Source organism: Pseudomonas xionganensis (assembly GCF_009763245.1).
Taxonomy (GTDB): Bacteria; Pseudomonadota; Gammaproteobacteria; order Pseudomonadales; family Pseudomonadaceae; genus Aquipseudomonas; species Aquipseudomonas xionganensis.
This window is the reverse complement of the sequence record NZ_WKJZ01000002.1, coordinates 121,299-147,129: the sequence shown is the minus strand read 5'-3', so window position 1 is coordinate 147,129 and position 25,831 is coordinate 121,299. Positions and strand designations below refer to the sequence as shown.

Annotated in this window: 22 protein-coding genes; all 22 read left to right on the top strand. The window is 59.9% G+C overall.

The window, feature by feature from the left end; all coding sequences use genetic code 11:
• Positions 1-5: 5 nt before the first annotated feature.
• The 22 genes from flgG (at position 6) to fleR (ending at position 25,755) form a co-directional block, all read left to right on the top strand.
• A complete protein-coding gene (flgG, locus tag GJV18_RS13265) occupies positions 6-791 on the top strand; it encodes a flagellar basal-body rod protein FlgG (protein WP_160346369.1) in 786 nt (261 codons plus the stop codon).
• Between the two features lie 59 nt (positions 792-850).
• Positions 851-1,591 carry a flagellar basal body L-ring protein FlgH gene (gene flgH, locus GJV18_RS13260; protein WP_178113453.1) on the top strand — a complete coding sequence of 247 codons (741 nt, stop codon included), beginning with the start codon at positions 851-853 and terminating at the stop codon, positions 1,589-1,591.
• 11 nt (positions 1,592-1,602) lie between these two features.
• Positions 1,603-2,706: a flagellar basal body P-ring protein FlgI gene (locus tag GJV18_RS13255; RefSeq protein ID WP_407692362.1), complete on the top strand. Its 1,104-nt coding sequence runs from the start codon at positions 1,603-1,605 to the stop codon at positions 2,704-2,706.
• A 16-nt stretch (positions 2,707-2,722) separates the two neighbouring features.
• Positions 2,723-3,898 (top strand): flagellar assembly peptidoglycan hydrolase FlgJ, encoded by a 1,176-nt coding sequence (gene flgJ / locus GJV18_RS13250; RefSeq protein WP_160346367.1) that lies wholly within the window; start codon positions 2,723-2,725, stop codon positions 3,896-3,898.
• A 6-nt stretch (positions 3,899-3,904) separates the two neighbouring features.
• Positions 3,905-5,998: a flagellar hook-associated protein FlgK gene (gene flgK, locus GJV18_RS13245; RefSeq protein ID WP_160346365.1), complete on the top strand. Its 2,094-nt coding sequence runs from the start codon at positions 3,905-3,907 to the stop codon at positions 5,996-5,998.
• A gap of 44 nt (positions 5,999-6,042) precedes the next feature.
• The gene (locus tag GJV18_RS13240) at positions 6,043-7,725 is read left to right on the top strand and encodes a flagellar hook-associated protein 3 (protein ID WP_178113452.1); all 1,683 of its coding nucleotides are present in this window, start codon (positions 6,043-6,045) and stop codon (positions 7,723-7,725) included.
• Between the two features lie 96 nt (positions 7,726-7,821).
• Positions 7,822-10,644, top strand: coding sequence for an O-linked N-acetylglucosamine transferase family protein (locus tag GJV18_RS13235; protein ID WP_160346361.1), 2,823 nt, complete (start codon positions 7,822-7,824; stop codon positions 10,642-10,644).
• Positions 10,641-11,414, top strand: coding sequence for a glucose-1-phosphate cytidylyltransferase (gene rfbF / locus GJV18_RS13230; protein WP_160346359.1), 774 nt, complete (start codon positions 10,641-10,643; stop codon positions 11,412-11,414). The genes GJV18_RS13235 and rfbF overlap by 4 nt, the downstream gene beginning before the upstream one ends.
• Positions 11,396-12,481, top strand: a complete 1,086-nt coding sequence (gene rfbG, locus GJV18_RS13225; RefSeq protein WP_160346357.1) for a CDP-glucose 4,6-dehydratase — start codon at positions 11,396-11,398, stop codon at positions 12,479-12,481. The genes rfbF and rfbG overlap by 19 nt, the downstream gene beginning before the upstream one ends.
• Positions 12,474-13,034, top strand: a complete 561-nt coding sequence (locus GJV18_RS13220; protein ID WP_160346355.1) for a dTDP-4-dehydrorhamnose 3,5-epimerase family protein — start codon at positions 12,474-12,476, stop codon at positions 13,032-13,034. The genes rfbG and GJV18_RS13220 overlap by 8 nt, the downstream gene beginning before the upstream one ends.
• Positions 13,031-14,254: a class I SAM-dependent methyltransferase gene (locus GJV18_RS13215; protein ID WP_160346353.1), complete on the top strand. Its 1,224-nt coding sequence runs from the start codon at positions 13,031-13,033 to the stop codon at positions 14,252-14,254. Before GJV18_RS13220 ends, GJV18_RS13215 begins: the two co-directional genes overlap by 4 nt.
• Positions 14,254-15,147, top strand: a complete 894-nt coding sequence (locus tag GJV18_RS13210; RefSeq protein ID WP_160346351.1) for an NAD-dependent epimerase/dehydratase family protein — start codon at positions 14,254-14,256, stop codon at positions 15,145-15,147. Before GJV18_RS13215 ends, GJV18_RS13210 begins: the two co-directional genes overlap by 1 nt.
• Before the next feature lie 20 nt (positions 15,148-15,167).
• Complete coding sequence (locus tag GJV18_RS13205; RefSeq protein ID WP_160346349.1) at positions 15,168-15,932, top strand: cephalosporin hydroxylase family protein; 765 nt, start codon at positions 15,168-15,170, stop codon at positions 15,930-15,932.
• 271 nt (positions 15,933-16,203) lie between these two features.
• Positions 16,204-17,829 (top strand): flagellin, encoded by a 1,626-nt coding sequence (locus GJV18_RS13200; RefSeq protein WP_160346348.1) that lies wholly within the window; start codon positions 16,204-16,206, stop codon positions 17,827-17,829.
• Positions 17,830-17,901: 72 nt separating this feature from the next.
• Positions 17,902-18,291: a flagellar protein FlaG gene (locus GJV18_RS13195; protein ID WP_160346346.1), complete on the top strand. Its 390-nt coding sequence runs from the start codon at positions 17,902-17,904 to the stop codon at positions 18,289-18,291.
• Positions 18,292-18,365: 74 nt separating this feature from the next.
• The gene (fliD, locus tag GJV18_RS13190) at positions 18,366-20,096 is read left to right on the top strand and encodes a flagellar filament capping protein FliD (protein ID WP_160346344.1); all 1,731 of its coding nucleotides are present in this window, start codon (positions 18,366-18,368) and stop codon (positions 20,094-20,096) included.
• Positions 20,096-20,488 (top strand): flagellar export chaperone FliS, encoded by a 393-nt coding sequence (fliS, locus tag GJV18_RS13185; protein ID WP_160346342.1) that lies wholly within the window; start codon positions 20,096-20,098, stop codon positions 20,486-20,488. Before fliD ends, fliS (GJV18_RS13185) begins: the two co-directional genes overlap by 1 nt.
• A 71-nt stretch (positions 20,489-20,559) precedes the next feature.
• Positions 20,560-20,940: a flagellar export chaperone FliS gene (gene fliS, locus GJV18_RS13180; RefSeq protein WP_160346340.1), complete on the top strand. Its 381-nt coding sequence runs from the start codon at positions 20,560-20,562 to the stop codon at positions 20,938-20,940.
• Positions 20,941-20,968: 28 nt separating this feature from the next.
• Positions 20,969-21,265 (top strand): flagellar protein FliT, encoded by a 297-nt coding sequence (locus tag GJV18_RS13175; protein ID WP_160346338.1) that lies wholly within the window; start codon positions 20,969-20,971, stop codon positions 21,263-21,265.
• Between the two features lie 227 nt (positions 21,266-21,492).
• Positions 21,493-22,965 carry a sigma-54 dependent transcriptional regulator gene (locus tag GJV18_RS13170; RefSeq protein WP_160346336.1) on the top strand — a complete coding sequence of 491 codons (1,473 nt, stop codon included), beginning with the start codon at positions 21,493-21,495 and terminating at the stop codon, positions 22,963-22,965.
• Between the two features lie 173 nt (positions 22,966-23,138).
• On the top strand, positions 23,139-24,350 hold the full coding sequence (locus GJV18_RS13165; RefSeq protein ID WP_160346334.1) for a sensor histidine kinase: 1,212 nt from the start codon (positions 23,139-23,141) through the stop codon (positions 24,348-24,350).
• 7 nt (positions 24,351-24,357) lie between these two features.
• Positions 24,358-25,755 (top strand): sigma-54-dependent response regulator transcription factor FleR, encoded by a 1,398-nt coding sequence (fleR, locus tag GJV18_RS13160; RefSeq protein ID WP_160346332.1) that lies wholly within the window; start codon positions 24,358-24,360, stop codon positions 25,753-25,755.
• Positions 25,756-25,831: the final 76 nt, after the last annotated feature.

Genomic DNA, 25,831 nt, shown 5'->3' with positions numbered 1-25,831 from the left:
CAGATATGCTTCCGGCACTTTGGGTCAGCAAGACCGGCCTGGCGGCTCAGGACATGAACCTGACCACCATTTCCAACAACCTGGCCAACGTTTCGACCACAGGTTTTAAACGTGATCGGGCCGAGTTCGAGGACCTGCTGTACCAGATTCGTCGCCAGCCCGGCGGCCAGTCCAGCCAGGACAGCCAATTGCCTTCGGGTTTGCAGCTGGGCACCGGGGTCAGAATCGCGGGTACCCAGAAAATCTTTACCGCCGGCAGCCTGCAAACCACCGAGCAGCCCCTGGATATGGCGATCAATGGACGCGGTTTTTTCCAGGTGCTGTTGCCCGATGGCACGGTGTCCTACACCCGCGATGGCAGTTTTCACCTGAACTCCGACGGACAGATCGTCACTTCCAATGGCTATGCCCTGGAGCCGGCCGTGGTGCTGCCGCCGGAGGTGCGCACCTTTACCGTGGGCGAGGACGGCACCGTGTCGGTGACCACCGCTGCCGAGCCGCAGCCGCAGGTCATCGGCAATCTGCAGATCGCCGACTTTATCAACCCGGCGGGTCTGGAAGCCATTGGCAACAACCTGTTTCTGGAGACCGGTGCCAGTGGCGCCCCCCAGGTGGGGACGCCTGGCCTGAATGGTCTGGGCCTGACCCTGCAGAACACCCTGGAGAACTCCAACGTCAGCGTGGTGGAAGAACTGGTCAATATGATCACCACCCAGCGCGCTTACGAGATGAATTCCAAGGTCATTTCCACGGCGGATCAGATGCTCGGCACCTTGTCGCAGAATCTTTAACGGCTAAACAGTGCAGGAGCTGAGTGTTCAATGGCTCCGGCAGAGATGAGGTAGTGAATATGAACCGGCTGATGATGCTGTTGACTGTGCTGGTGTCCCTGGGCTTGAGTGGCTGCATGTCGCCACCGCCAAAACCCAACGACCCCTATTACGCGCCGGTTCTGCCCCGCACGCCCTTGCCGCCGGCACAGAACAACGGCTCGATCTACCAGGCGGGTTTTGAAAGCAACCTGTTCGGCGACCGCAAGGCCTACCGGGTGGGCGACATCATCACCATTACCCTCAACGAGCGCACCCAGGCCAGCAAGAACAGCAACACCAATATCCAGAAGAACAGCTCTGGTGACCTGGGTGTGCCCAACCTGTTTGGCATGGCGGTGGCGCCACAAAATCCGTTAACAGCTATTGGTGGATTGGGGCGAGTCGCTGATGCGCTGGGTATGACCAATGACAATCTGAGCCTGGAGGCCGCCTATGAGGCCGAGCGGCAGAGCCAGGGTTCGGGCCAGGCCGGGCAAAGCAATAGCCTGACCGGTTCCATCACCGTATCGGTGGCGGAAGTGCTGCCCAATGGCATTCTGCTGGTACGGGGTGAAAAGTGGCTGACCCTCAATACCGGTGACGAACTGGTGCGCATTGCCGGCCTGGTGCGAGCGGATGACATCGCCACGGACAACACCGTGTCCTCGACCCGTATCGCCGATGCGCGCATCACCTACTCGGGCACCGGAGCCTTTGCCGATGCGACCCAGCCGGGCTGGATGAGCCGGTTCTTTCTTAGCCCCATGTGGCCGTTTTGAGGGTGATTTCCATGACTATGGCTAAGTGGGTAATCCTGTTGCTGACTGCGTGTGGCGCCTCATTGGCCCAGGCCGAGCGACTCAAGGATCTGGCCAGCATCCAGGGCGTGCGCAGTAACCAGCTGATCGGTTACGGCCTGGTGGTGGGTCTCAATGGCAGTGGTGACCAGACCACCCAGACCCCCTTCACCGTGCAGACCTTCAACAACATGATGGCGCAGTTCGGCATCAAGGTGCCCCAGGGCGGCAATGTGCAGTTGAAGAACGTGGCCGCGGTGTCGGTGCATGCCGACCTGCCGCCGTTCGCCAAGCCAGGGCAGACCATCGACATCACCATCTCCTCCATCGGCAATGCCAAGAGCCTGCGTGGCGGCAGCCTGCTGATGACGCCGCTCAAGGGCATCGACGGCAACGTCTATGCCATCGCCCAGGGCAATCTGGTGGTGGGCGGTTTCGATGCCGGTGGCGCCGATGGTTCGCGCATTACCGTCAATGTACCGTCGGCTGGGCGTATCCCCGGTGGCGCCACGGTGGAGCGGCCAGTGCCCAGCGGTTTCGATCAGGGCAACTACCTGACGTTGAACCTCAATCGTCCCGATTTCACCACGGCCAAGAACATCGTCGACCATATCAACGAGCTGCTCGGCCCGGGGGTCGCCCAGGCGCTGGATGGCGGCTCGATTCGGGTCAGTGCGCCGCTTGATCCCAGTCAGCGGGTGGATTACCTGTCGATTCTGGAAAATCTTGAGGTCGAAGTGGGGCAGGCGGTGGCCAAGGTCATCATCAACTCACGGACCGGCACCATCGTCATCGGCCAGAACGTGCGGGTACAGCCAGCTGCGGTGACCCATGGCAGCCTGACGGTGACCATTACCGAAGACCCTATTGTCAGTCAGCCCGAGGCCCTTTCCGGCGGCGAAACCGCGGTGGTGCCGCGCTCGCGGGTCAATGCCGACGAGGAGGCCAAGCCGATGTTCAAGTTTGGTCCCGGTACCACGCTGGATGAGATCGTGCGTGCGGTCAATCAGGTGGGCGCAGCACCCTCCGACCTGATGGCCATCCTGGAGGCGCTCAAGCAAGCCGGCGCCTTGCAGGCCGATCTGATCGTGATTTAAGCAAGAGGACAGCATCATGGACTCTCGACTTTCCGCCGGTTTGCTCGGCAATGGTAAAAGCCCGCTGGACAGTGGCACCTTCACCGATCTCAACCGCCTGAACCAGTTCAAGGTGGGCGGTGACAGCGAGCAGAACATTCGCAAGGTCGCCAAGGAGTTCGAGTCGCTGTTCCTCAATGAAATGCTCAAGGCCATGCGCAAGGCCAACGATGTATTTGCCGAGGGTAACTACCTCAACAGCAGTGAAGGCAAGACCTACCAGGACATGCACGATCAGCAGCTGTCCCTGACCCTGGCCAATGATGGCAAGGGTATTGGCCTGGCCCAGGTGCTGGAGCGGCAGATGTCCAAGCTCAAGCAACCCGATAGCCGACCCAATCCCTTTGCCCAGGTCGATCAGCCCGTGCCCGCCGCGCCGAGCAAGCCCCTGGCCCAGGTCGATAGCAGCCGCAACGATGCCCCCCTGATCAACCAGCGCCGTCTGGCCTTGCCGGGCAAGCTGACCGACCGTCTGCTGGCCGGGATTGTGCCGTCGGCTACCCAGCCAGAGGGGCAGGCCTTGGCGCAGAACGACTGGATTCCGGCCAAGAGCTTTGCCGCGCCGCCTGACAAGGCCCTGAGCCTGGCGGGTAGCGATGCCATCAGTGGCCGCCGTATCGCCCAGCCGCCTTTGGCGCCGGGCAAGTCCATGTTCAGTTCGCCCCAGGACTTCGTCGCCACCATGCTGCCCATGGCGGAAAAGGCGGCCGAGAAGATTGGCGTCGATGCCCGTTATCTGGTGGCCCAGGCTGCCCTGGAAACCGGCTGGGGCAAGTCGATCATTCGTCAGCAGGACGGCTCCAGCAGCCACAACCTGTTCGGTATCAAGACCCACAACAGCTGGGATGGCGAGTCGGCACGGGTGCTGACCACCGAGTACAAGAGCGGCAAGGCGGTCAAGGAAGCGGCGAGTTTTCGCGCCTATGACTCCTTTGCCCAGAGTTTCGAGGATTATGTGAGCTTTCTGCAGGATAACGGGCGCTATCAAAAAGCCCTGAGCAGCACTGACAACCCCGAACGTTTCGTGCACGAACTGCAGCAGGCCGGCTACGCCACCGACCCCAACTATGCACGCAAGATCTCCCAGATCGCGCGCAAGATGCAGACCTACCAGACCGTAGCGGCAGTCGGCACGCCGCCGACCCGTGGATGATAAGCCATGGCTGACCTACTCAATATCGGCCTGTCCGGCCTGTCGGCGAACAAGACCTCGCTGGCGGTCACCGGCCACAACATCACCAACGTCAATACGCCGGGCTACACCCGTCAGGAAACCATCCAGGCGACCCGGGTGCCGCAGTTCAGTGGCGCCGGCTATATCGGCTCCGGCACCACGCTGGTGGATGTGCGGCGGATCTACAACGACTTTCTGACCACCCAGGTGCGCAGCAGCACGGCCCTGGACAGTGATGTAAAGGCCTATCTGAGCCAGATCAACCAGCTCGACTCCCTGCTGGCCGGTAGCACCACGGGCATCAACCCGGGCTTGCAGAAGGTCTTTGCCGCCTTGCAAACCGCCGCCGAAGACCCTGCCAATATTCCGGCACGGCAGCTGGCCTTGTCCGAGGCCGAAGGCCTGGCCAAGCGCTTCAACACCGTCTATGACCGTCTGTATGAGCAGAACGCCTTTATCAACAAGCAGCTGTCGGCCGTCACCGATCAGGTCAATCAGCTGGCCACCTCGGTCGCCAGCCTGAATGAAGCCATTGCCGTGGCAGCAGCCAATGGCCGGCAGCCCAACGATCTGATCGATGCCCGCGACGAGACGGTGCGCAAGCTGGCGACCTTTATCGGCGTGACGGTGGTTCCGCAGGATGACAACAGCTTCAACCTGTTTGTGGGCTCAGGTCAGCCGCTGGTGGTAGGCAGTCAGGCCTCGCGTCTGGAAGTGGTGCCGGGCTTGTCCGATCCACTGCGCAGCGAGGTGCAGTTCGTCAGCGGCCAGTCGCGTCAGGGCATCACCTCGCTGATCACCGGTGGCGAGATGGGCGGCCTGATTCGTTATCGCGAGGATGTGCTGGATGTCACCCTCAATGCCGTCGGCCGCCTGGCCTTGTCGGTCACCGATCAGGTCAATCGTCAGCTGGGCCAGGGCCTGGACCTCAATGGCGAGTTTGGCAAGTCGCTGTTTCGCGAGCTCAACGACCCGGTACTGATCGGCCAGCGCAGCCTGGCGCGTATCGGCAACAGCGATACCACGGCCAACCTCAATGTGCTGATCGAGGACACCACCCAGCTGACCACCAGTGACTATGAGGTGGAGTTCACCAGTGCCACCGAATACACCGTGCGCCGGGTATCTGACGGCACCATGGTGGTGCCGGTCTACGATGATGATGCCGACCCTTCCACGCCTCTGGTGCCGGCGCCGGCGCCCTATGACATCACCAGCGCCACACCGCTGATCTTTGATGGGTTTTCCGTGAATGTTGCCGCAGGCACTTTTGCTGCCGGCGACCGTTTCCGCATCATGCCGACCCGCAATGCCGGCGAATACATCCGCTCGGATATGAAAAACCCGGAAGAGCTGGCCTTTGCCGCACCGCTCAAGTCGCAGACCAGTCCGGCCAATATCGGCACCGGCACCATCAGCCAGCCGACTTTGATCACTGAAATCGATATTTATGACCCGGTGGCCAAGGCCGATCTGGAAACCAGCCTGCGCAATGCGCCGCCGCTGCGCATTGTCATGGGCGCAGCCGGTGGGGCGACCCAGGGTTACGACGTGGTGGATATAAACGGCAACGTGATTGACACCGGCATCATCGTCCCGGGGCAGAACAACACCCTGACCATCAACGTGCCCGCTACCGCAGGTCCGCCTGTGGTGCCTTCATCCTTCGAGTATGAGGTCACCATCAGTGGGCGCCCGCAGGGCGGTGATAACTTCTCGGTTTCCTTCAACACCAACGGTGTGTCGGATAACCGCAACGCGTTGAAACTGATCGACCTGCAGAATCGTGCAGTCATCGGCATCAATCCCAATGCACCTGCCACTACGGGGTCGAGTTTTACCGATGCCTACGGCGACCTGGTGGAGCGGGTGGGCACCCTGACCAGTCAGGCGCGTGTCGATGGTGAGGCCACCAGTGCCATTCTCAAGCAGGCTTCCGACAATCGTGACTCGGTGTCGGCGGTGAACCTGGATGAAGAAGCTGCCAAACTGATCCAGTTCGAGCAGTACTACCAGGCCTCGGCACAGATTATTCAAGTTGCCCGTACTCTGTTCGATACACTGATTAACTCGTTCTGACGGCTATTCGCCGCCGACAGGACATCGAGGTTAGAACCATGGTCATGCGCATCTCTTCCATCCAGGCATTCAACAACGGGGTCAATGGCCTTGGGCGCAACTATGCCAATGTGATTCGTACCCAGGAGCAGATCAGCAGCGGCAACCGTATTCTCACTCCCGCCGATGACCCCGTGGCCTCGGTGCGTCTGCTGCAGCTGGAGCAGCAACAGGCGGTACTGGGGCAGTACAAGGAGAACCTCACCGCCGCGAAAAACAGCCTGACCCAGGAAGAAACCACCATCACCTCCATGGTCAATGTGCTGCAGCGCATCCGTGAACTCGCGGTGCAGGCCGGTGGCGGGGCGTTGTCTGCCAATGACCGCAAGTCCATTGCCAAGGAACTTAGCGAGCGCGAAAACGAATTGCTTAATCTGATGAACAGCCGCAACGCCCGTGGCGAATACCTGTTCAGCGGCTTTCTGGGCAAGACCGAACCCTTTTTGCGTAACCCCGATGGCACCTACTCCTATCAGGGTGATGAGGGCCAGCGCAGCCTGCAGGTGGCCGGTTCGACCAATGTGGCGATCAACGACAACGGCAAGCGTCTGTTTGAAGATGTGAGCAATGCCAACCGGGTGCTGGAGGCGGCCGGCGTCGATAATCCGGCGCTGCCCACCCCGCCGTTACCCGCCACCACCATCCCGGCGTTGCCCGCCGACGAACAGCGGGTATTTATCTCTCCGGGGCTGGTGCAGGACAACCAGGCGTTCAATAGCGATTTCCGTGGCGGCGAGCCCTATTCGCTGGTGTTTGTCAGTGGCTCTGAGTTCCGCATCTATGACGGCGCCGGTGCTGACGTCACCTCGGAAGTGCCGGGCGGCGGTCAGATCGATCCCCTGGTCAATGGCGGTAACGTCATCAATTTCCGCGGCATGCGCTTCCAACTGGATGTGGTCCTGCAAGAAGGCGATAACGAGCTGGATCTGGATAACCTGCTGGCCGATATCCAGCCGCCAGCCTTGCCTGGCGCGCCAGGTATAGGCACCCACAGTTTTACCTTGCAATCGGCCCCCACGGATTTTGCCGTAACCCGCTCCTCGACCAACAACTCGGTCGCAGTGGTGGCGCCGGCAGGCATCAGCAACCAGGCTGCCTTCGATAGCCAGTTCCCCACCTCCGGCATCGTCCTGCGCTTTACCAATGACACCGACTATGAGGTCTATGCCCAGCCGGTAGGCCCCAGCAGCCCAGTGCTGGCAACCGGGACGGCGGCCGGACCATACCCCTCGACCTTTACCGTGTTCGGCGCCGATTTCACCCTGTCTGCCCCGGCTGCAGTGGCGGGCGGCGATGAGTTCGGTGTACAGCCGCAGTTTCAGGAACAGCGCAGTATCCTCAATACCATCAGCCGCCTGCGTCAGGCCCTGGAGTCATCGCCCACATCGCCTGCCGGTAATCTGGCGGTGCGTAATGAGGTGGCGATTGCTTTGACCAACCTGGATAACGGTCTGGGCAAGGTGCTGGAGGTGCAGACCGAGATCGGTGCCCGTCTCAATCTGATCGAAACCACCGAGACGGATAACGAAGACGTCACCTTGGTGAATAAGGCGGTCCAGGCTGAGCTGCGCGAGCTGGACTATGCCGAGGCGCTTTCCCGTCTGTCGTTCCAGACCATTATTCTGGAGGCCGCGCAGCAGAGTTACGTCAAGATCGCCGGATTGAATCTGTTTAATCAGTTGCGTTGAGGCTCTGCGCCTGTAGCTGTGTCGTTCTTTTTCCGTGTGCTGGCGCGTTAATTGCTAACCTGCCAAGGCATATCGGGAAAATGACGGATTCCAAGCATGACAATTGATACCGAGTGGATTGTGGATTTCTTCCGTCGGCAGGCAAGGCTGGCGTTCGAAGAGGGGGATTACACTCGTACGCGGAACAGCAGTCGTGAGCTGCTTCAGTATCAGCCGGAGGACGTCGAGGCCTGGTCGCTGCTCGGGGAGGCCGCGCTGGCAAGCAATGACAGCGTGGTTGCCCTGCGCGCCTTCGACCAGTTGTTGGAACTGGAGCCCGGCAACTCCGAATACGCCATGAAACTTGGCCAGGCCTGCATCCAGGCACAGGACTGGCCGGCTGCGCTGGCCGCCTTCAATCAGGTACTGGAAGTCCAGCCCGGTCATGCCGGTGCATTGCAAGCGCTCGGTCTGATCGAACAGTTGCAACTGAGGTTGAGCGTGCTGGGCCAGTCGCCTGATCGGCAGCCGCGTCGCAACGATCCCTGTCCATGCGGCAGTGGGCTGAAGTACAAGAAATGCTGCCTGGAGAAAAGCTCCCAGACTGTCATCCAGCAGCGCTTTGTCGAGGCCTTTGCCCAGGAGTCTTGGACGCAGGTTATAGACTTGGCCGGCGAGCTCAAGGTGCTCTCCAAGAAACATCGCCGGGCTCTTGCACTGGCGCGTTATCAGCTCAGCCAACGAGAAATCGCCTATCCCCTGGTGTCCGCTGCCTATGTCGAATGGCCCCGTGATCTGGAGCTGCGGGCGGCCCTGGCCGATCTGGAGCTGGATCATGACGTGGCGCGCGCCAGGCAACTGGCCGAGGCGGTGCTGGTCGAAGAACCGGGACAGTGGCGGGCGAGCCTCGTGCTGGCCGCCGCATATTCGCGGATGAAGCAGCCTGAACTGGCTGAGAGCACGCTGCGCACGCTGCTGCAGCACAATCCGGGTTGCGACATGGGCTGGCAGAGGCTCAGTTACTTCTTGCGCAGCTCGAACCGTCTGGAAGACGACCTGGACGCCATGCGCGAGTGGACCGAGCGTTGCCCTCAGCATGCGGATGCCTGGTGCTACCGGGGCATGTCGGCCATCATGAACGAACACCCTCAAGAGGGGCGTGAGTACCTCAACAGGGCCCTGGAGCTGAACCCCAACAGTCACGAGGCCCTGTGCTGGATCGGTCAGTCATACAAGGGCGAGCAGGATCCCCATAAGGCACTCGAGTATCTGGTGCGGGGCTTGCAGCTCAAGTCCGACTACCAGCCCGGCTGGAACATGCTCGGCGAGGTGTACCGTTCCGTCGGGCGGCAGCATGAGTCCGAGGGGTGCTTCATGCGCGCACTGGCGATCTCTCCAACCCAGCCCCTGGCCTGGAACAACCTTGCCAACACCTACCTGGACGGACACGTGCTCGGGGAGGCGGAGAAGGTCATGCAGGTAGCGCTGGAGTTGAACCCGGACGACCCCAGCCTGTGGTGCAACCTGGGTAACATTCTCAGCGGTGGCAAGCGCTTGCGTGAGGCCCTGGACGCCTACCGGAAATCCCAGGAAGTGTTGCATAGCTACTTGCCGGTACGGATCAACCTGGCTGGCGTCGAGTCGCATTTCGGCAATCTGGATCGCGCCATTGAATTGTTGCGTGAGGTACTGGAGCTGCCTGGCGCCAGTACGAATCTGTTGTTTATTGCCAACTATCACCCAGACTGGACTGGCGAGCAGGTGTACCAGCTTTATCGGGAAGCGACTAGCAACTACCCTGCCAGGCGCTATAACGATTATCCCAATTCTCGCATTGTGCAGCGCCGTTTGCGTATCGGCTATGTGTCGCCGGACTTCCGGGCCCATGTCTGCGCAATGTTCATCGAGCCTCTGCTGAGCAATCACGACAAGAGCCAGGTGGAGGTATTCGCTTATTCGCTGGCCAAGCGAGAAGACGCCGTTACCGAGCGGCTCATGGGCTATTGCGATCACTGGCGGCATTGTGTCGGGCTTAGCGACGAGCTGATCGCCGAACAGATTCGGGCGGATGGTATCGATATCCTCGTCGATCTGGCCGGTCACACCGCCAATAGCCGGTTGCAGGTTTTCGCGCTCAAGCCGGCCCCCGTGCAGGCCAGCTGGTGGATGGGCTTTGCATTCGGCACGGGTTTGAAACAGGTCGACTACTTCCTGGCCGACGAACAGATGCTCCCGCCTGGCAGCGAATCCTCCTTTGCCGAGCAGCTCTGGCGCATGCCGGCTCCAGCGGTTGCCTATGTTCCTCCAGAGCGGATGCAGGTGGTGGTTGGCGAGCTACCGGCCCTGGGCAATGGTTACATCACCTTCGGTAGCCTGACCCGACCGATACGTCTGAACCACAAGGTGATTCGGGTTTGGTCCGAGCTACTGCAGCGGGTGCCCGGCTCCCGCCTCATGCTCGACAGCAGCTTTTTCAGCGACGAGAGTCTGTGCACGCATTTTCATGGCGAGTTTGCGAAACACGGCATTGCCCCCGAGCGCTTGCAGTTTGGCTATACCTCGTCGCCGACCGATGCCCTGGCGCGGATGGATATCGCGCTGGACTGCTTTCCGCACAACTCCGGCACCACGCTGTATGAAAGCCTCTACATGGGGCTGCCGGTGGTGACCCTGCGTGATCGACCTTCGATGGGCCGAGTAGGGGCGCTGATTCTTCATGGTGCCGGTTTCGACGAGTGGATCGCCGACACCGAGCAGGAGTACCTCGACAAGTTGGTGGCCCTTGCCAGCGATGTTCCTGCGTTGGCGCAGACTCGTGCTGGATTGCGCCAGCGCATGCTGGACTCGAAGCTCTGTGATGCTGCCGACTTTACCCGGCGCATGGAGCAGACCTACAAAGAGATGTGGCAGCGCTACTGTGACGAAGGAGAACAAGCATGAAGGCAGTGATTCTGGCCGGTGGCCTGGGTACGCGCATCAGCGAAGAGTCGCATCTCAAGCCCAAACCCATGATCGAGATCGGCGGTAAGCCGATTCTCTGGCACATCATGAAGCAGTACTCGGCCCACGGTATTCATGATTTTGTGATCTGTTTGGGCTACAAGGGGTATGCGATAAAGGATTTTTTCGCCAACTACTTTCTGCATACATCCGATGTCACCTTCGACATGCGCAGCAACCAGATGGAAGTGCATCAGAACTACAGCGAGCCGTGGCGAGTGACCCTGGTGGATACTGGTGAAGACACCATGACCGGGGGGCGCTTGAAAAGCGCCGGGCGCTATCTGGATGCAGAAGAGGCATTCTGTTTCACCTATGGCGATGGCGTATCCGATCTGGATATCAGTGCGCTGGTGGCCTTCCACAAGGCCCATGGCAAATATGCCACGGTCACCGCTGTACAACCGCCAGGCCGTTATGGCGCCCTTGAGCGTGAGGGTGATCAGGTCAAGGGGTTTATTGAGAAGCCCCGGGGTGATGGAGGCTGGATTAACGGTGGTTTCTTTGTGTTGTCGCCCAAAGTGCTGCCCTATATTGGTAGTGTTGAGACGTCGTGGGAGGCCGAGCCGCTGACTCAGTTGGCCACCGATGGCCAGTTGATGGCTTTCCAGCACCAGGGCTTCTGGCACCCGATGGACACCCTGCGCGACAAGAATTACCTGGAGCAGCTGTGGCTGAGTGGGGAGGCCCCTTGGAAGCAGTGGAGCTGAGCCGCGCATTCTGGCGCGGCAAACGGGTACTGCTCACTGGGCATACCGGCTTCAAAGGTGGCTGGCTGGCACTCTGGCTGCAGAGTTGGGGTACTCGGGTCAGTGGTTTTGCGCTGCACCCCGCCACCTCGCCCAGCCTGTTTGAGCTGGCGCGAGTCGGGGAAGGTATTGACAGCCATATCGGTGACTTGCGCGATCTGCACGCGTTGCAGCAGGTGATGGATCAGGTCAAACCGGAAATCGTCCTGCACCTGGCGGCACAGCCACTGGTTCGCGAGGGCTATCGGGATCCGTTGGGTACCTATGCCAGTAATGTCATGGGCACGCTTCACCTGCTGGAAGCCATGCGCCAGACGGGCGGGGTAAAGGCCTGTGTAGTGGTCACCACCGATAAGGTCTACGCCAACCATGAATGGGCCTGGCCCTATCGCGAGAATGAAGCGCTGGGCGGCCATGACCCCTACAGCAGCAGCAAGGCCTGCTGCGAGCTGGTGGCGCAGTCATTCGCCGCGTCCTATTTTCCGGCTGCGCGCTATGCCGAACACGGTCTGGCCATGGCCACGGCCCGCGCCGGCAATGTACTGGGCGGTGGTGACTTTGCCCCTGATCGGCTGGTGCCCGATATTCTTGCGGCCTGGACGCGAGGTGAACCGGTGACCTTGCGTTACCCCCAGGCCGTGCGCCCATGGCAACATGCCCTGGAGCCGCTGGCGGGTTATCTGCAATTGGCCCAGGGCCTCTATGAACAAGGTTGCGCGGTGGCTGGCGCCTGGAACTTTGGACCCGCTGACAGTGATATGTGCACGGTCGGTGAGGTGGTCGAGCGTTTGGCGCAGCGCTGGTCGCAAGCTCCCGGCTTGTTGATCGAAGCCAGTGACTTGCATGAGGCAGGTTTGTTGCGTCTGGACAGTAGCCGCGCCCGCCAGCTGCTGGGGTGGTCGCCACGCTGGTCGCTGGATAGCTGTCTGCAGCAGACCCTGGCGTGGCACCAGGCCTGGCAACGTGGTGAGGACATGCGGGCCTATACCCTGGCGCAGTTAACCGATTACTGGGGTGCGCATGAGTGAGCTGAGCCTGCTGGAACTGCCGCTCAAGGGCCTGTTCAGCGTGCAGCACAAGGTGCATGAAGACGAACGGGGTCGTTTTTCTCGGCTGTTCTGCCAGGCCAGTCTGGCGGCGTGTGGGCAATCCTTGCACGTCCGTCAGATCAATCATTCACGTACCACCCAGCGTGGCAGTGTGCGTGGCCTGCATTTTCAGTATCCACCGCAGGCCGAGACCAAGTTGATTACCTGCCTGCGAGGTGCCGTATGGGATGTGGCGGTGGATCTGCGCCGCGGCTCACCCACCTTCTTGCGCTGGCATGCCGAACGGCTGGATGCAGGTGATGGGCGCAGTCTGTTACTGCCGCCTGGCTTTGCCCATGGCTTTCAGACGCTCAGCGATGATGCCGAACTGCTATATCTGCATAGCGCCGATTACAGCCAGGAGCATGAGGGGGCGCTGTCCGTTAACGATCCATGTTTGGCCATTGCGTGGCCTTTACCGGTCGTTAATTTGTCTGCTCGCGATGCCGCTCATCCGTTGTTGGATCAGTCCTTTCAAGGAGTCGAGTTATGAAGTGCCGAGGCTGTGGGGCTGCATTGCATCTACCGCTGATCGACCTGGGTACGGCGCCACCTTCCAATGCCTACCTGCGTGCCGATCAGTTGGACCAGGCTGAGCAATGGGTGCCGCTACGGGTGCTGGTGTGTGACAGCTGCTGGCTGGTGCAGACCGAGGATTTCCGCTCGGCCGATAGTCTGTTCGATGCCGACTATGCCTACTTCAGCTCTTACTCCAGTAGCTGGCTGGAGCACGCCCAGCGCTATGTGGCGCAGATGGTCGAGCGTTTTGGCTTGAATGCCCAGAGCCGGGTGGTGGAAGTCGCCGCCAACGATGGTTACCTGTTGCAGTATGTGGCTCAGCGCGGCATTCCCTGCCTGGGCATTGAACCGACCGCCAGCACTGCCCGTGCGGCGCGGGAAAAGGGGTTACAGATTCGCGAGTTGTTCTTTGGTGAAGAAACTGCGGCCAGCCTGGCTGCCGAAGGTTGGCGCGCCGACCTGATGGCAGCCAACAACGTGCTGGCCCATGTGCCGGATATCAATGATTTTCTCAAGGGCTTTGCCACCCTGCTCAAGCCTAGTGGGGTGGTCACGTTCGAGTTTCCTCATCTATTACGTCTGATGGCTGAGAATCAGTTCGACACCCTCTATCACGAGCACTACTCCTACCTGTCGTTGACCGCTGTGCAGAGCCTATGCACCCGCAATGGTCTGCAGCTTTTCGATGTCGAGGAGCTGTCGACCCATGGCGGTTCGTTGCGCGTCTATGCGCAACGCAGCGAGGGCGCTCATGCAGTGTCTGCCGCCGTGATTGAGTTGTTGGCCCGTGAGGAGCAGGCGGGGGTTAAAACAGCTGTGTTCTATTCGACTCTGGCGCCTGCCGCCGAACGGATCAAGCACGGGCTGTTGCGCTTCTTGTTGCAGGCCAAGGCTGAAGGCAAGCGCGTGGCGGCCTATGGCGCCGCTGCCAAGGGCAATACCCTGCTCAATTATGCCGGCGTGCGCAGTGATCTGCTGGCCTGGGTGGCCGATGCCAACCCGCACAAGCAGGGCAAGTTTCTGCCGGGCAGTCGGATTCCCATCGTCCCGCCAGCACGTATTGGTGAAGAGAAGCCGAATTATGTGCTGGTACTGCCTTGGAACCTGCTCTGCGAGGTGATGGAGCAGCAGGCTGTGATCAAAACCTGGGGCGGCCAATTTGTGGTGGCCGTGCCCGAGCTGCGGAGCTTCTGATGGCGCGGGTGCTGGTCACCGGTGGCAGTGGTTTCGTCGGCCGTCAGGTGGTCGCACAGCTGCTGGCGGCGGGGCACGAGGTGCACGCTGCCTGTGGTCGCCAGGCGCCGGGTGGGCCTGGCGTGCATCAGCTCAATCTGCTCGAACCTGGTGCGGCTACCGCGCTGCTTGCCAAGGTAAGGCCGCAGCGCCTGGTGCACTTGGCTTGGTGCGCCAAACCCGGGGTGTACTGGACGACGCCGGAGAACCTTGCCTGGGTGCGCGCGACCCTGGAGCTGTTGGACGCCTTCCAGCGTCATGGCGGTGAGCAGGCTGTGCTGGTTGGCAGCTGCGCCGAATATGACTGGAGCGGCGAGGGCATCTGCCGGGAGTACCAGACGCCACTGTTGCCGGCAACGCCCTATGGCCGCTGCAAGAATGTTACCCGCGAGCTGGCCGAGCTATTTGGCCAATTGCATGGCATGCCGATCGCTTGGGCACGCATCTTCCATGCCTATGGGCCCTTCGAAGCGCCTGGACGCCTGGTGCCGGCGGTGTTAAGTGCGTTGCTCAAGGGTGAGCCGGCGCGCTGCTCCCATGGCGAGCAGCGGCGCGACCTGTTGCATGTGGCAGATGTTGCTGCAGCCCTGGTACAGCTGATGAATACGAATTCCGAAGGTGCATTCAATATTGGTAGCGGTCAGCCGATACGCCTGCGTGAGGTCATCGAGTATCTGGCCAGACAACTGAATGCCGAACACCTGCTGCAATTCGGGGCCATCCCGGTTGCGGCCAACGATCCCCCGTTGCTGATCGCCGATAATCAGCGCCTGTTGGCCACTGGCTGGCGGCCGCGGTTCGATCTGCACAGTGGTCTGGATGATGCCCTCGCCTGGTGGCGTGGGCGAATTTGATACTCGAAAAGGAGCAGGACGTGAAACTGACAGTCGATACCGATAACAAGAAGCTGGTCCTGGAAGAGGGCGGTGCCATCCGCGAGCTGGACCTTTACACCGACCAATCCTTCGAGATTCTGTCCCGGCAGTGGGTCAATCTGGGCTGGAACCAGAAGTATCCCTATACCTTTTCCTGGATGGGGCGCCCGGTGATCCAGCTGCCGGAGGACATGATCCGCATGCAGGAGGTCATCTACAGCGTCAAACCGGATGTGATCGTGGAAACCGGTATCGCCCATGGCGGCTCTCTCATCTATTACGCCAGCCTGTTCAAGGCCATGGGAAAGGGGCGAGTAATTGGCGTAGACATCGAAATCCGCCCACACAACCGCAAGGCCATCGAAGAGCATGAGTTGTTCAGTTACCTGACTCTGATCGAGGGCAGTTCGGTGGCCGACGACGTGGTAGAGCAGGTCAAGTCGCTGATCAAGCCGGGCGAGACCGTGCTGGTGATCCTCGACTCCAACCATAGCTATGCCCATGTCTCTGAGGAGCTGCGCCTCTATTCTCCGTTGGTCAGCAAGGGTTCCTACATTGTCGCCACTGACGGAGTAATGAAGGAGGTCAAGGACGTGCCACGTGCCGGTAAGGACTGGGGCACCGACAATCCGTCCAATGCGGCCATCGACTTCGCAAAAGCCAACCCGCAGTTCGTCATTGAGCAGCCGGCCTGGCCGTTCAATGAAAGTTCGCTTAGCCAGAACATCACCCATTGGCCTGATGCCTGGCTCAAGCGCTTCTAGGCTATGTCGGTCTGATGCGCTAGCGGATTTCTCCTCCGATAGCGCGTCAAGCTTTTCACGAAAAGCCAAATTGTATGGCTCGTTTTCTCTAAATGGCTGTTTTTGAAGGAATAAAAAAAATCAAAAAACCAGGCTAAAGCTGCCTAAAGTTGCACCGCAAAGGGCCGATACAAAGTACGAATGCGAACTTAATGGGGCGTCTGAGCAAAGCAGGCCCAAAGCTCGCAAGCTCAGGCAAACTCAGTAACACGGTCCTTTGGAGGCAAACACCATGGCCCTTACAGTCAACACCAACGTCGCGTCGCTCAATACCCAGCGTAACCTTGGGGCCTCGTCCAAAGGCCTGGATACTTCGCTGCAGCGTCTGTCCACCGGTTTCCGTATCAACAGTGCTAAAGATGACGCCGCCGGTCTGCAGATTTCCAACCGCCTGACCAGCCAGATCAACGGCCTGAACGTAGCAACCCGTAACGCTAACGACGGTATCTCTCTGGCGCAAACCGCTGAAGGTGCGCTGCAGCAGTCCACCGGCATTTTGCAGCGTATGCGTGACCTGTCGCTGCAGTCGGCTAACGGCTCCAACGGCGCCAGTGAGCGTGCAGCTCTGCAGGCAGAAGTGTCGCAGCTGCAACAGGAGTTGAACCGTATTGCCGAAACCACCAGCTTCGGTGGTCGCAAGATTCTTGACGGTACCTTCGGTTCGCAAAGCTTCCAGGTCGGTGCCAACGCCTTTGAAACCATCAGCGTTTCGGTGGGTGCTGCATCGGCAGCCCGCATCGGTGCCAGTCGCTTCAATAGCGCCGTAGTCGGACTGGGCGATAGCGCCACCGACGCACAGACTGGTATTGCGGCTACGGCTGTTGCTTCCACCGACTTCTCGGCCTACACCACCACCGATATCGGCTATGCTTCGTCGCCCGCCAATACCGACGGCCTGACCATCAAGGGTAAGTTGGGCACAGCTTCCATCGCTCTGGGTGACGGTTCCTCTGCCCGTCAGCTGGCAGAGGCCGTCAACAAGGCTTCCGACGCCACTGGCGTCAATGCAACCGCGCGCACCGCTGCGCGCCTGCAGCAGGATTCCGACGGTGGCTTCACCAATACCTCCACGGGCGGCACCATCAGCTTCACCTTGTACGGTGCCAACAACACCAAGGACACCGATGGCGTATCCATCTCCACCAGTATTACCGACTGGAGTGACCTCTCCGGGCTCGCAGACCAGATCAACAAGGAAACCGGGCGTACCGGCATCAGTGCCCGCGTGCTGAACAACGGTGCCCTGGAGATGGTCAGCGAGCGTGGCGATAACATCATCATCAAGGATTACACTGCCGTTGATGCCGAAGACAACGATGTTGCGGCTGAGCTGCAGACTTTGTCCTTCAGTGGTGATAACGGTATTGCAGACGATCAGGATGCCAGCGATACCATCGATGGTGCTGCAACTCTGGCTGGTGATGGTGCGGGTGGTGCCGTGGCCGTAGGCCAGGTGCGCTTCGAGTCCCCTGATTCATTCGAGGTGGAGAACTTTGAAACCATTGACGGTGGCTTGCAGGATGCCAGCGTGTACAGCACCCTGGAGGCTGTCGATACCGTCGATATCAGCACGGCGGTTGGCGCGCAGAATGCTCTCGGCATCATCAGTTCGGCGATCTCCAATATCGACAGTCAGCGTGCTCAACTGGGTGCTGTGCAGAACCGCTTCGAGAACACCATCTCGAACCTGCAGAACATCTCCGAGAATGCCTCGGCTGCCCGTAGCCGGATTCGTGACACCGACTTTGCTGCTGAAACTTCGGAACTGACCAAGAATCAGATCCTGCAGCAGGCCGGTACCGCGATCCTGGCCCAGGCCAACCAGCTGCCACAGGCTGTCCTCAGTCTGCTCGGCTAAGGGTAAAAGGGCTAGACTACGGGGGGAAGGGCTTGGCTCTTCTCCCCGTTCCCTCATTGTGAGGAGAAAGTTATGGACATTGGTTCTATTCAGAATTCGCTTAATGCAGCTGCTGCAACCGTTAAGGGTGAACGGGATTCAGGGCCAGCCGCCAAGTTTAGGGCGGTAGCAGGGGAACCTGAAGCTCAAACCCCTGCGGCAGATCAAGCCCCCAAGACTGCTATGCCTGCCGAGGCTTCCCGCGAGGAGGTTGAGGCCGCAGTGGCAACCATTCAGGACTTTGTGCAGTCGGTTCGTCGCAGCCTGAACTTTTCCTTGGAGGAAGGCAGTGGCCGTGTAGTAGTCAAGGTCACCGATGCGGGGTCTGGAGATATCATTCGCCAGATCCCTTCTGAAGAGGCGCTGCAGTTGGCAGAGAATCTGTCGGAGGTTCGCAGTCTGTTGTTCAAGGCTGAAGCCTAGCCCAGTGCTGGCACGGCTTTTGACTGTATTACGCTATTAGGCGTTATAGAGTCATTATTTTGGCGAGGTGATTTATGGTCGGGGTTACAGGCATTGGCTCTGGAATCGATATCAATGGCATTGTAACGGCGCTGGTTAACTCCGAGCGGGCCCCAAAGGAGGCGCAACTCAATCGCCTTGAAAAAGCCACCACCTCACGTATTTCCGCCTTGGGAACGATGCGCTCGGTTATCAGCGAGTTCAATACGACCCTGCAGAGCCTCAATAAGTTGTCGGCCTTTCAAAAGCAGACAGTCTCCTCCTCAAATTCATCAATTCTCACTGCTACTGCGGGCGCGGATGTGCCCGCGGGAAAGTTCAGTCTGCAGGTCGAGCAATTGGCCTCAAGCAGCAAGGTTGCCCTTCAATCTGTAACCGGAGGCTCGGCCGCAACCTTTAACTCCGGGACTTTGGCGATCAGCGCCGGCAGCAGTAGCATCAATGTCAACATCACAGAAGATAACAACAGTCTGCTGGGCGTTCGTGATGCCATCAATACGGCTGGGAGCGCCCAGGGTATTAGCGCCAGTATCGTCACCGATGCTTCAGGTTCGCGTTTGGTGCTGAGTTCTTCCAAGCCCGGAGTCGGCAACGATTTGCAGGTTGTGGCCACTGAAGATGGCCTGACTTCAGGCGCTAACTCGCTTAAAGCCTTGGGCTTTAGTGCCGGCAGCAGTGTCGCACAGTTGCCGGTTGTTGCCGGTGGAGCGCTTGCAACGTTCAAGGAAGGCACGCTGAACATTAGCAGTGGGGCAACCAACTTGGCTGTGGCCATCACGGCTGAGGATTCTCTGGAGGACATTCGCCAGAAGATCAATACCGACGGTGCTGGGCAGGGCATCAGTGCCACGATTGAAACTGTTGAAGGCGGCGGTTCGCGCCTGCTGATCCAGTCCAGCAATGCTGAGTCAATTGCGGTGACCGCCACTACCGATGATCTGAGTGCTGGCGATAACAGTCTTTCATTGCTGGCGTCGGTTGATGGCAGTAACAGCAAGACCATTGATACCGCACAATCGGCGATGTTTAAGGTCGATGGTTTGTCGGTGGTGAAGGACAGCAACACCATTACCGATGTCATTGAAGGCGTTACCATCAAGCTGACCAGTGCCCAGTCCGCCGATGATATTGCCGCTAACAAGACGGTGGATATCAATATTGCCGAAGACAAGGGCTCGGTTCGTACCAACCTGCAGCGTTTTGTGGAGGCCTATAACAAACTGGTGCAGACCTCGAGCGAGCTCACCGCGGTCGTTCAGGTGGGTGAAGGCAAGCCTCCGGTCACCGGGGCTTTGCTTGGTGATACCTCTGTGCGCAATCTCTTGTCGGGGATGCGCAAGGAACTGGTACAGCTTGGCAGTCAATTTGATGTGCAATCGCTGGCTGAGTTGGGTATCACCACCCAGAAAGACGGCAAGCTCAGCATCGACTCTGCAACCCTGGATACGGCACTAACCGAGAAATACGACAAGATCGCCGAGTTTGTTGCAGGTGAGAATGGTTTGATGGGGCGTCTTGAGGCAGTGGTCAAGCCTTATCTGGGTAGCGAAGGTGTTTTGCAGCAGCGCGAGAAGGGCCTGCAAACTACGATTAGCAGTATCGACAAACAGCGTGAAGCCCTGAACCTGCGTATCGAAAAGGTTCAGGAGCGTCTTTATGCGCAATACAACGCCATGGACATGCTGGTTGGACGCTTGCAGAAAACCAGTGAAAGTCTGGCCAGTCAGCTCGCCAGCCTGCCTGGGTTTGTGAAAAAGGATAAGTAATGAGCAAAAAGCCGATCGACACCTACAAGCAGGTCAATACCAGCCAGGACGTGACGCCCTACCGCACCGTACAGATGCTTCTCGAAGGTGCCTTGCAGCGTGTGATGCTGGCCAAGCAGGCCCAGGCTGAAGGTGACACCGAGATTCGCGGCATGGCAGTGGGCAGCACCATCACGATATTGGGTGTATTGCAGGCCAGTCTGGACAAGGCGCTGGGCGGTGAAATTGCCGAGAATCTTGATGCGCTCTATGACTATATGACTCGCCGTCTGGCGGGTGTGGCTCTGGACAACACGCCTCGCACCCTGGATGAGGTTCAGGTGCTGCTGGAGCAGATCAAGGGCGCCTGGGATGCCATCGGCCCGGAAGTTGAGCCGGCTCCTGTCAGTTGATTTACCGCTAAAGCTTTAGCCTGTAGCGCCGATACCTGAGGTATCAGCAAGCAATACAGTGAGTACAGGCGATGAATGCAATGGCGGCCCTCAAGCAGTATCAAACCGTCAACACTCATGCTCAGGCGATGGAGGCCAGCCCGCATCGTCTGATCCAGATGCTGATGGAGGGCGGTATCAGCCGCCTGGCTCAGGCCAAGGGCGCCATGGAGCGCAATCAGACTGCACTCAAGGGGGAGCTGATCGGCAAGGCCATCGGTATTATCGGTGGCTTGCGTGAGGGCTTGGATCTTGAGCAGGGTGGCGAAGTGGCCGCAAATCTGGATAGTCTGTACGAGTACATGGTGTCCCGCCTGGTTGAGGCCAATCTACAGAATGAGCCCGATATCCTTGATGAAGTGGCTGTCCTGCTACGCAATGTGAAGGCTGGCTGGGATGCAATCGGTCAGTGAAGCTGTTTTATGCTCCAGGAGTAACCTCATGAGTCAATCCGTCCAGCGTCTTCAAGAGACCGGTAGTGCGCTGCGTAGTGCGCTGGCCAATCAGGATTGGGCGGCTATTGGTGAGCTTGATCAGCAGTGCCGTCTCGCTGTCGATGAAGCCATGGTTGATGCCGTGGGTGATGAGGAAACCTTGCGCATACGCATGCAGGAACTACTCGACCTGTATCGCGAGCTGGTCACGGTCTGCCAGGCCGAGCAGCAGCGCCTGGCCCAAGAGCTGGTTCAGCTCAATCAATCTCAGCAGGGTGCCAAGGTTTATCAGCTGTTTGGCTGAGGTCGTGCTTTGCTGCTCTACGATTTCTACATGGCCCGACTGCCTCCGGTAGTCGGGCCATTGCGTATGGGGCATGGCTGACTTGTTGCCAGGGAGCAAACATTTTTCAAAAAAATACGCCATAAAATTGACTGTGAACAGAAAATTGACTTAACTAGTGGCCAATTGCTGGCGCCTGTTTCATGACTGTGGCGCCTTTCTTCACTCCGGGATCAGACAAGAACACTATGTGGCGTGAAACCAAAATTCTGCTGATTGATGACAACCATGAGCGTCGCCGTGATCTGACGGTCATCCTGAGTTTTCTGGGTGAGGAGCATATCGCCTGTGACAGCGCTGGCTGGCGTGAGGCGGTGACGACCCTGGAGTCGAGCCGCGATGTGCTATGTGTGCTGCTGGGTGATGTGCAAGGCAAAGGTGGCGTGCTGGAGTTGCTCAAGCATCTGGCGGCCTGGGATGAGTTTCTCCCGGCGTTATTGATTGATGATCAGATGGCCGCCGACTGGCCGGAAGAGCAGCGTCGCAGTGTGCTGGCCTGCCTGGAAATGCCTCTGAGCTATAACAAGCTGCTCGATTCCCTGCATCGCGCCCAGGTCTACCGCGAGATGTACGACCAGGCCCGTGAGCGTGGGCGGCAGCGCGAGACCAACCTGTTTCGCAGCCTGGTGGGTACCAGCCGCGCCATCCAGCAGGTGCGGCAGATGATGCAGCAGGTGGCAGATACCGAGGCCAGCGTGCTGATCCTGGGCGAGTCCGGTACTGGTAAGGAGGTGGTGGCGCGCAACCTGCACTACCACTCCAAGCGCCGTGATGCGCCCTTTGTGCCGGTCAACTGCGGGGCTATTCCGGCGGAGTTGCTGGAGAGCGAGCTGTTCGGCCATGAGAAGGGGGCTTTTACCGGCGCCATCAGCAGCCGCGCCGGGCGTTTCGAACTGGCCAATGGCGGCACCCTGTTTCTCGACGAGATCGGCGATATGCCACTGCCGATGCAGGTGAAGCTGCTGCGTGTGTTGCAGGAGCGTACCTTCGAACGGGTTGGCAGCAACAAAACCCAGACTGCCGATGTGCGCATTATCGCTGCCACCCACAAGGATCTGGAGAAGATGATCGAGGCGGGCAGCTTCCGCGAAGATCTGTATTACCGCCTCAATGTCTTCCCCATCGAAATGGCGCCATTGCGCGAGCGCATCGAAGATATCCCGTTGCTGCTCAATGAGCTGATCTCGCGCATGGAGAACGAGAAGCGCGGTTCCATTCGTTTTAACTCGGCGGCCATCATGTCGCTGTGCCGGCATGACTGGGCGGGCAATGTGCGCGAACTGGCCAACCTGGTGGAGCGCATGGCGATCATGCACCCCTATGGGGTGATCGGTGTGGGCGAGCTGCCGAAGAAGTTCCGTCATGTCGACGACGAAGACGAGAACATGGTCGCCAGCCTGCGCGAGGAGCTGGATGAGCGGGCTGCCATCCTGGCGGGAGGTGTGGGGCTCGACTCCATGGCCATGCTGCCGCCGGAAGGGCTGGATCTGAAGGACTATCTGGGCAATCTGGAGCAGGGCCTTATCCAGCAGGCTCTGGATGACGCTGGCGGGGTCGTGGCCCGTGCAGCCGAACGCCTGCGCATACGCCGTACCACCCTGGTGGAAAAGATGCGCAAGTACGGCATGAGCCGCCGTGACGATGAGGGGCTGGACGACTAAGGCCTGCTGTCAGACCCTTGGCGCCCAGCCCAGAAATAAAGCCGAAGGATTGACGCATCCTTCGGCTTTGTTTTTTAAGTCATTGAAAATAAAGAATTATTTTTTAGGCACGGGTATTGCTATCTCTCAGCTAACTGACCGTCTTATGACGGCTCGCCACGCGAGAGAGAACGATGAATACCACTTCCCAGCGCTCCGTTGAAGCTGTGATCCCGGCGCTACCTGTTGAGCAGGGCGCGCGCGCCAATCTTGAGCAGACCTTTGCCCTGTTCAATCAGATGTCCACCCAGCTGAGTGCCTCCTACAGCATGCTGGAGGCTCGGGTGACCGAGCTGAAAGGGCAGCTGGCACTGGTCAGCGCCCAGCGTATGCAGGAGCTGGCAGAGAAGGAGCGTCTCGCCCACCGTCTGCAGAGCCTGCTGGATTTGCTGCCGGGCGGGGTGATCGTGATTGATGGGCAGGGCGTGGTGCGTGAAGCCAATCCGGTGGCGCGCAACCTGCTCGGCCAGCCCTTGGTCGGCATGCTCTGGCGCCAGGTGATCAGCCGCAATTTCGCTCCCCGCGAGGATGACGGCCACGAAGTATCCCTCAAGGATGGGCGGCGTTTGTCCATTGCCACCCGCTCCTTGCATGGCGAACCGGGCCAGCTGGTGCTGTTGACCGACCTGACGGAAACCCGTCGCCTGCAGGATCAGCTGGCGCGCCATGAGCGCCTCTCGGCGCTGGGGCGCATGGTCGCCTCCCTGGCCCATCAGATTCGCACGCCGCTGTCTGCGGCCATGCTCTATGCCGGTCATCTGGCCGAGCAGGAGCTGCCGCTGGAGCAGCAGCAGCGCTTTGCCGGGCGGCTGCAGGAGCGCCTGCATGAGCTGGAGCATCAGGTGCGCGACATGCTGATCTTTGCTCGTGGTGATTTGCCACTGCCTGATCGCCTGAGTCCGGAGGCGTTATTTACTGCCCTGCGGGCTGCCGCCGAGCCCCATGTGTTGGGTATGCAGGTACGTTGGCAGTGCGACAGCCGTGACGGGGCGCTGCTGTGTAATCGCGACACCCTGGTCGGCACCGTACTCAACCTGATTGAAAACGCCATCCAGGCCGCGGGTCGCGATGTGCGCCTGAAGGTGCATCTGTATTGCCGCGGGCAGAGCCTGCGTCTGTGCATCAGTGACAATGGCCCTGGTATCGAGCCTGCCACTCTGGCACGTCTGGGCGAGCCCTTCTTTACCACCAAGACCACCGGCACCGGTCTTGGCCTGGCCGTGGTCAAGGCCGTTGCCCGGGCCCACCAGGGCCAGCTGCAGCTGCGTTCGCGCCCAGGGCGCGGCACCTGCGCCATCCTCAGTTTGCCGCTGATTGCTGCGACTTCACCTGTGAGTAAGGAGTAACCCAGCCATGGCTGCCAAAGTATTGCTGGTCGAAGACGATCGCGCGCTGCGTGAAGCCCTGATCGACACCCTGTCCCTGGCCGGGCACGAGTACCGTGCGGTGGATTGTGCCGAGGCCGCCTTGCTGGCCCTGGAGGAGGAAGCCTTTGCCCTGGTGGTCAGCGATGTGAACATGCCGGGTATGGATGGTCATCAGTTGCTGGCGCAGATTCGTCAGCGCCAGCCGCAGTTGCCGGTGCTGTTGATGACGGCTTATGCAGCGGTGGAACGGGCGGTGGATGCCATGCGTCAGGGCGCGGCGGATTACCTGGTCAAGCCCTTTGCTCCGAAAGCGCTGCTGGCTCTGGTGCAGCGTCATGCCCTGGGCAGTCTGGCCGGCGCGGATGAGGAGGGGCCGGTGGCGGTGGAGCCGGCCAGTGTGCAACTTCTGGATCTGGCTGCGCGGGTGGCGCAGAGTGATTCGACGGTACTTATCACCGGCGAGTCCGGCACCGGCAAGGAGGTGCTGGCGCGCTTTATCCATCAGCAGTCACCGCGTTCGGGCAAGCCCTTTATCGCCATCAACTGCGCCGCTATTCCCGACAATATGCTCGAAGCCACCCTGTTCGGTCATGAGAAGGGGGCCTTTACCGGTGCCATTGCCAGCGCACCGGGCAAGTTCGAACTGGCCGACGGCGGCACCATTTTGCTGGATGAAATTTCCGAGATGCCTCTGGGCCTGCAGGCCAAGCTGCTGCGGGTGCTGCAGGAACGTGAGGTGGAGCGGGTCGGCGCGCGCAAGCCGATCAACCTGGATATTCGCGTGCTGGCCACCAGCAACCGGGATCTGGCAGGCGAAGTGGCGGCGGGGCGCTTCCGTGAAGACCTCTACTATCGGTTATCGGTTTTCCCCCTGGCCTGGCGCCCGCTTCGCGAACGGCCAGCGGACATCGTGCCCCTGGCCGAGCGGCTGCTGGCCAAGTACGTCAAAAAAATGAATCACTCGCCCATCCGCCTGTCCCCCCAGGCTCAGGCGCTGCTCGGCAGCTATGCCTGGCCGGGTAATGTGCGCGAACTGGATAACGCCATCCAGCGTGCCCTGATCCTGCAGCAGGGCGGTCTGATCCAGCCTCAGGATCTGTGCCTGAGCGCGGCGCCTCTGACGGCCCCTGTGCGCGCCCTGAGTGTCGTGCCGGCCAGCCAGCCACCCGTCTCCGATTCGAGTGCGGTGGCCGATGCCGGTGGCTTGGGCGATGACCTGCGGCGTCATGAGTTCCAGATGATTATCGACACCCTGCGTGCCGAGCGCGGCCGGCGCAAGGAAGCCGCCGAGCGCCTGGGTATCAGCCCGCGCACCCTGAGATACAAGCTGGCGCAGATGCGCGATGCCGGCATGGATGTCGAGGCCTATCTGTACGCCAGTTAATTCTCCGTCACCCGCAAAAGAGCTCGCCCGGCCAAGCGCCTGACGGGCTCTTTTGTGTGGCCGTGCGCCTGCAGCC

What these genes read in the sequence shown, in the direction of transcription:
- flgG (WP_160346369.1), top strand. Translation starts at nt 6, where the DNA reads ATGCTTCCGGCACTTTGGGTCAGCAAGACCGGCCTGGCGGCTCAGGAC.
- flgH (WP_178113453.1), top strand. Translation starts at nt 851, where the DNA reads ATGAACCGGCTGATGATGCTGTTGACTGTGCTGGTGTCCCTGGGCTTG.
- GJV18_RS13255 (WP_407692362.1), top strand. Translation starts at nt 1,603, where the DNA reads ATGACTATGGCTAAGTGGGTAATCCTGTTGCTGACTGCGTGTGGCGCC.
- flgJ (WP_160346367.1), top strand. Translation starts at nt 2,723, where the DNA reads ATGGACTCTCGACTTTCCGCCGGTTTGCTCGGCAATGGTAAAAGCCCG.
- flgK (WP_160346365.1), top strand. Translation starts at nt 3,905, where the DNA reads ATGGCTGACCTACTCAATATCGGCCTGTCCGGCCTGTCGGCGAACAAG.
- GJV18_RS13240 (WP_178113452.1), top strand. Translation starts at nt 6,043, where the DNA reads ATGCGCATCTCTTCCATCCAGGCATTCAACAACGGGGTCAATGGCCTT.
- GJV18_RS13235 (WP_160346361.1), top strand. Translation starts at nt 7,822, where the DNA reads ATGACAATTGATACCGAGTGGATTGTGGATTTCTTCCGTCGGCAGGCA.
- rfbF (WP_160346359.1), top strand. Translation starts at nt 10,641, where the DNA reads ATGAAGGCAGTGATTCTGGCCGGTGGCCTGGGTACGCGCATCAGCGAA.
- GJV18_RS13220 (WP_160346355.1), top strand. Translation starts at nt 12,474, where the DNA reads ATGAGTGAGCTGAGCCTGCTGGAACTGCCGCTCAAGGGCCTGTTCAGC.
- GJV18_RS13215 (WP_160346353.1), top strand. Translation starts at nt 13,031, where the DNA reads ATGAAGTGCCGAGGCTGTGGGGCTGCATTGCATCTACCGCTGATCGAC.
- GJV18_RS13210 (WP_160346351.1), top strand. Translation starts at nt 14,254, where the DNA reads ATGGCGCGGGTGCTGGTCACCGGTGGCAGTGGTTTCGTCGGCCGTCAG.
- GJV18_RS13200 (WP_160346348.1), top strand. Translation starts at nt 16,204, where the DNA reads ATGGCCCTTACAGTCAACACCAACGTCGCGTCGCTCAATACCCAGCGT.
- GJV18_RS13195 (WP_160346346.1), top strand. Translation starts at nt 17,902, where the DNA reads ATGGACATTGGTTCTATTCAGAATTCGCTTAATGCAGCTGCTGCAACC.
- fliD (WP_160346344.1), top strand. Translation starts at nt 18,366, where the DNA reads ATGGTCGGGGTTACAGGCATTGGCTCTGGAATCGATATCAATGGCATT.
- fliS (WP_160346342.1), top strand. Translation starts at nt 20,096, where the DNA reads ATGAGCAAAAAGCCGATCGACACCTACAAGCAGGTCAATACCAGCCAG.
- fliS (WP_160346340.1), top strand. Translation starts at nt 20,560, where the DNA reads ATGAATGCAATGGCGGCCCTCAAGCAGTATCAAACCGTCAACACTCAT.
- GJV18_RS13175 (WP_160346338.1), top strand. Translation starts at nt 20,969, where the DNA reads ATGAGTCAATCCGTCCAGCGTCTTCAAGAGACCGGTAGTGCGCTGCGT.
- GJV18_RS13170 (WP_160346336.1), top strand. Translation starts at nt 21,493, where the DNA reads ATGTGGCGTGAAACCAAAATTCTGCTGATTGATGACAACCATGAGCGT.
- GJV18_RS13165 (WP_160346334.1), top strand. Translation starts at nt 23,139, where the DNA reads ATGAATACCACTTCCCAGCGCTCCGTTGAAGCTGTGATCCCGGCGCTA.
- fleR (WP_160346332.1), top strand. Translation starts at nt 24,358, where the DNA reads ATGGCTGCCAAAGTATTGCTGGTCGAAGACGATCGCGCGCTGCGTGAA.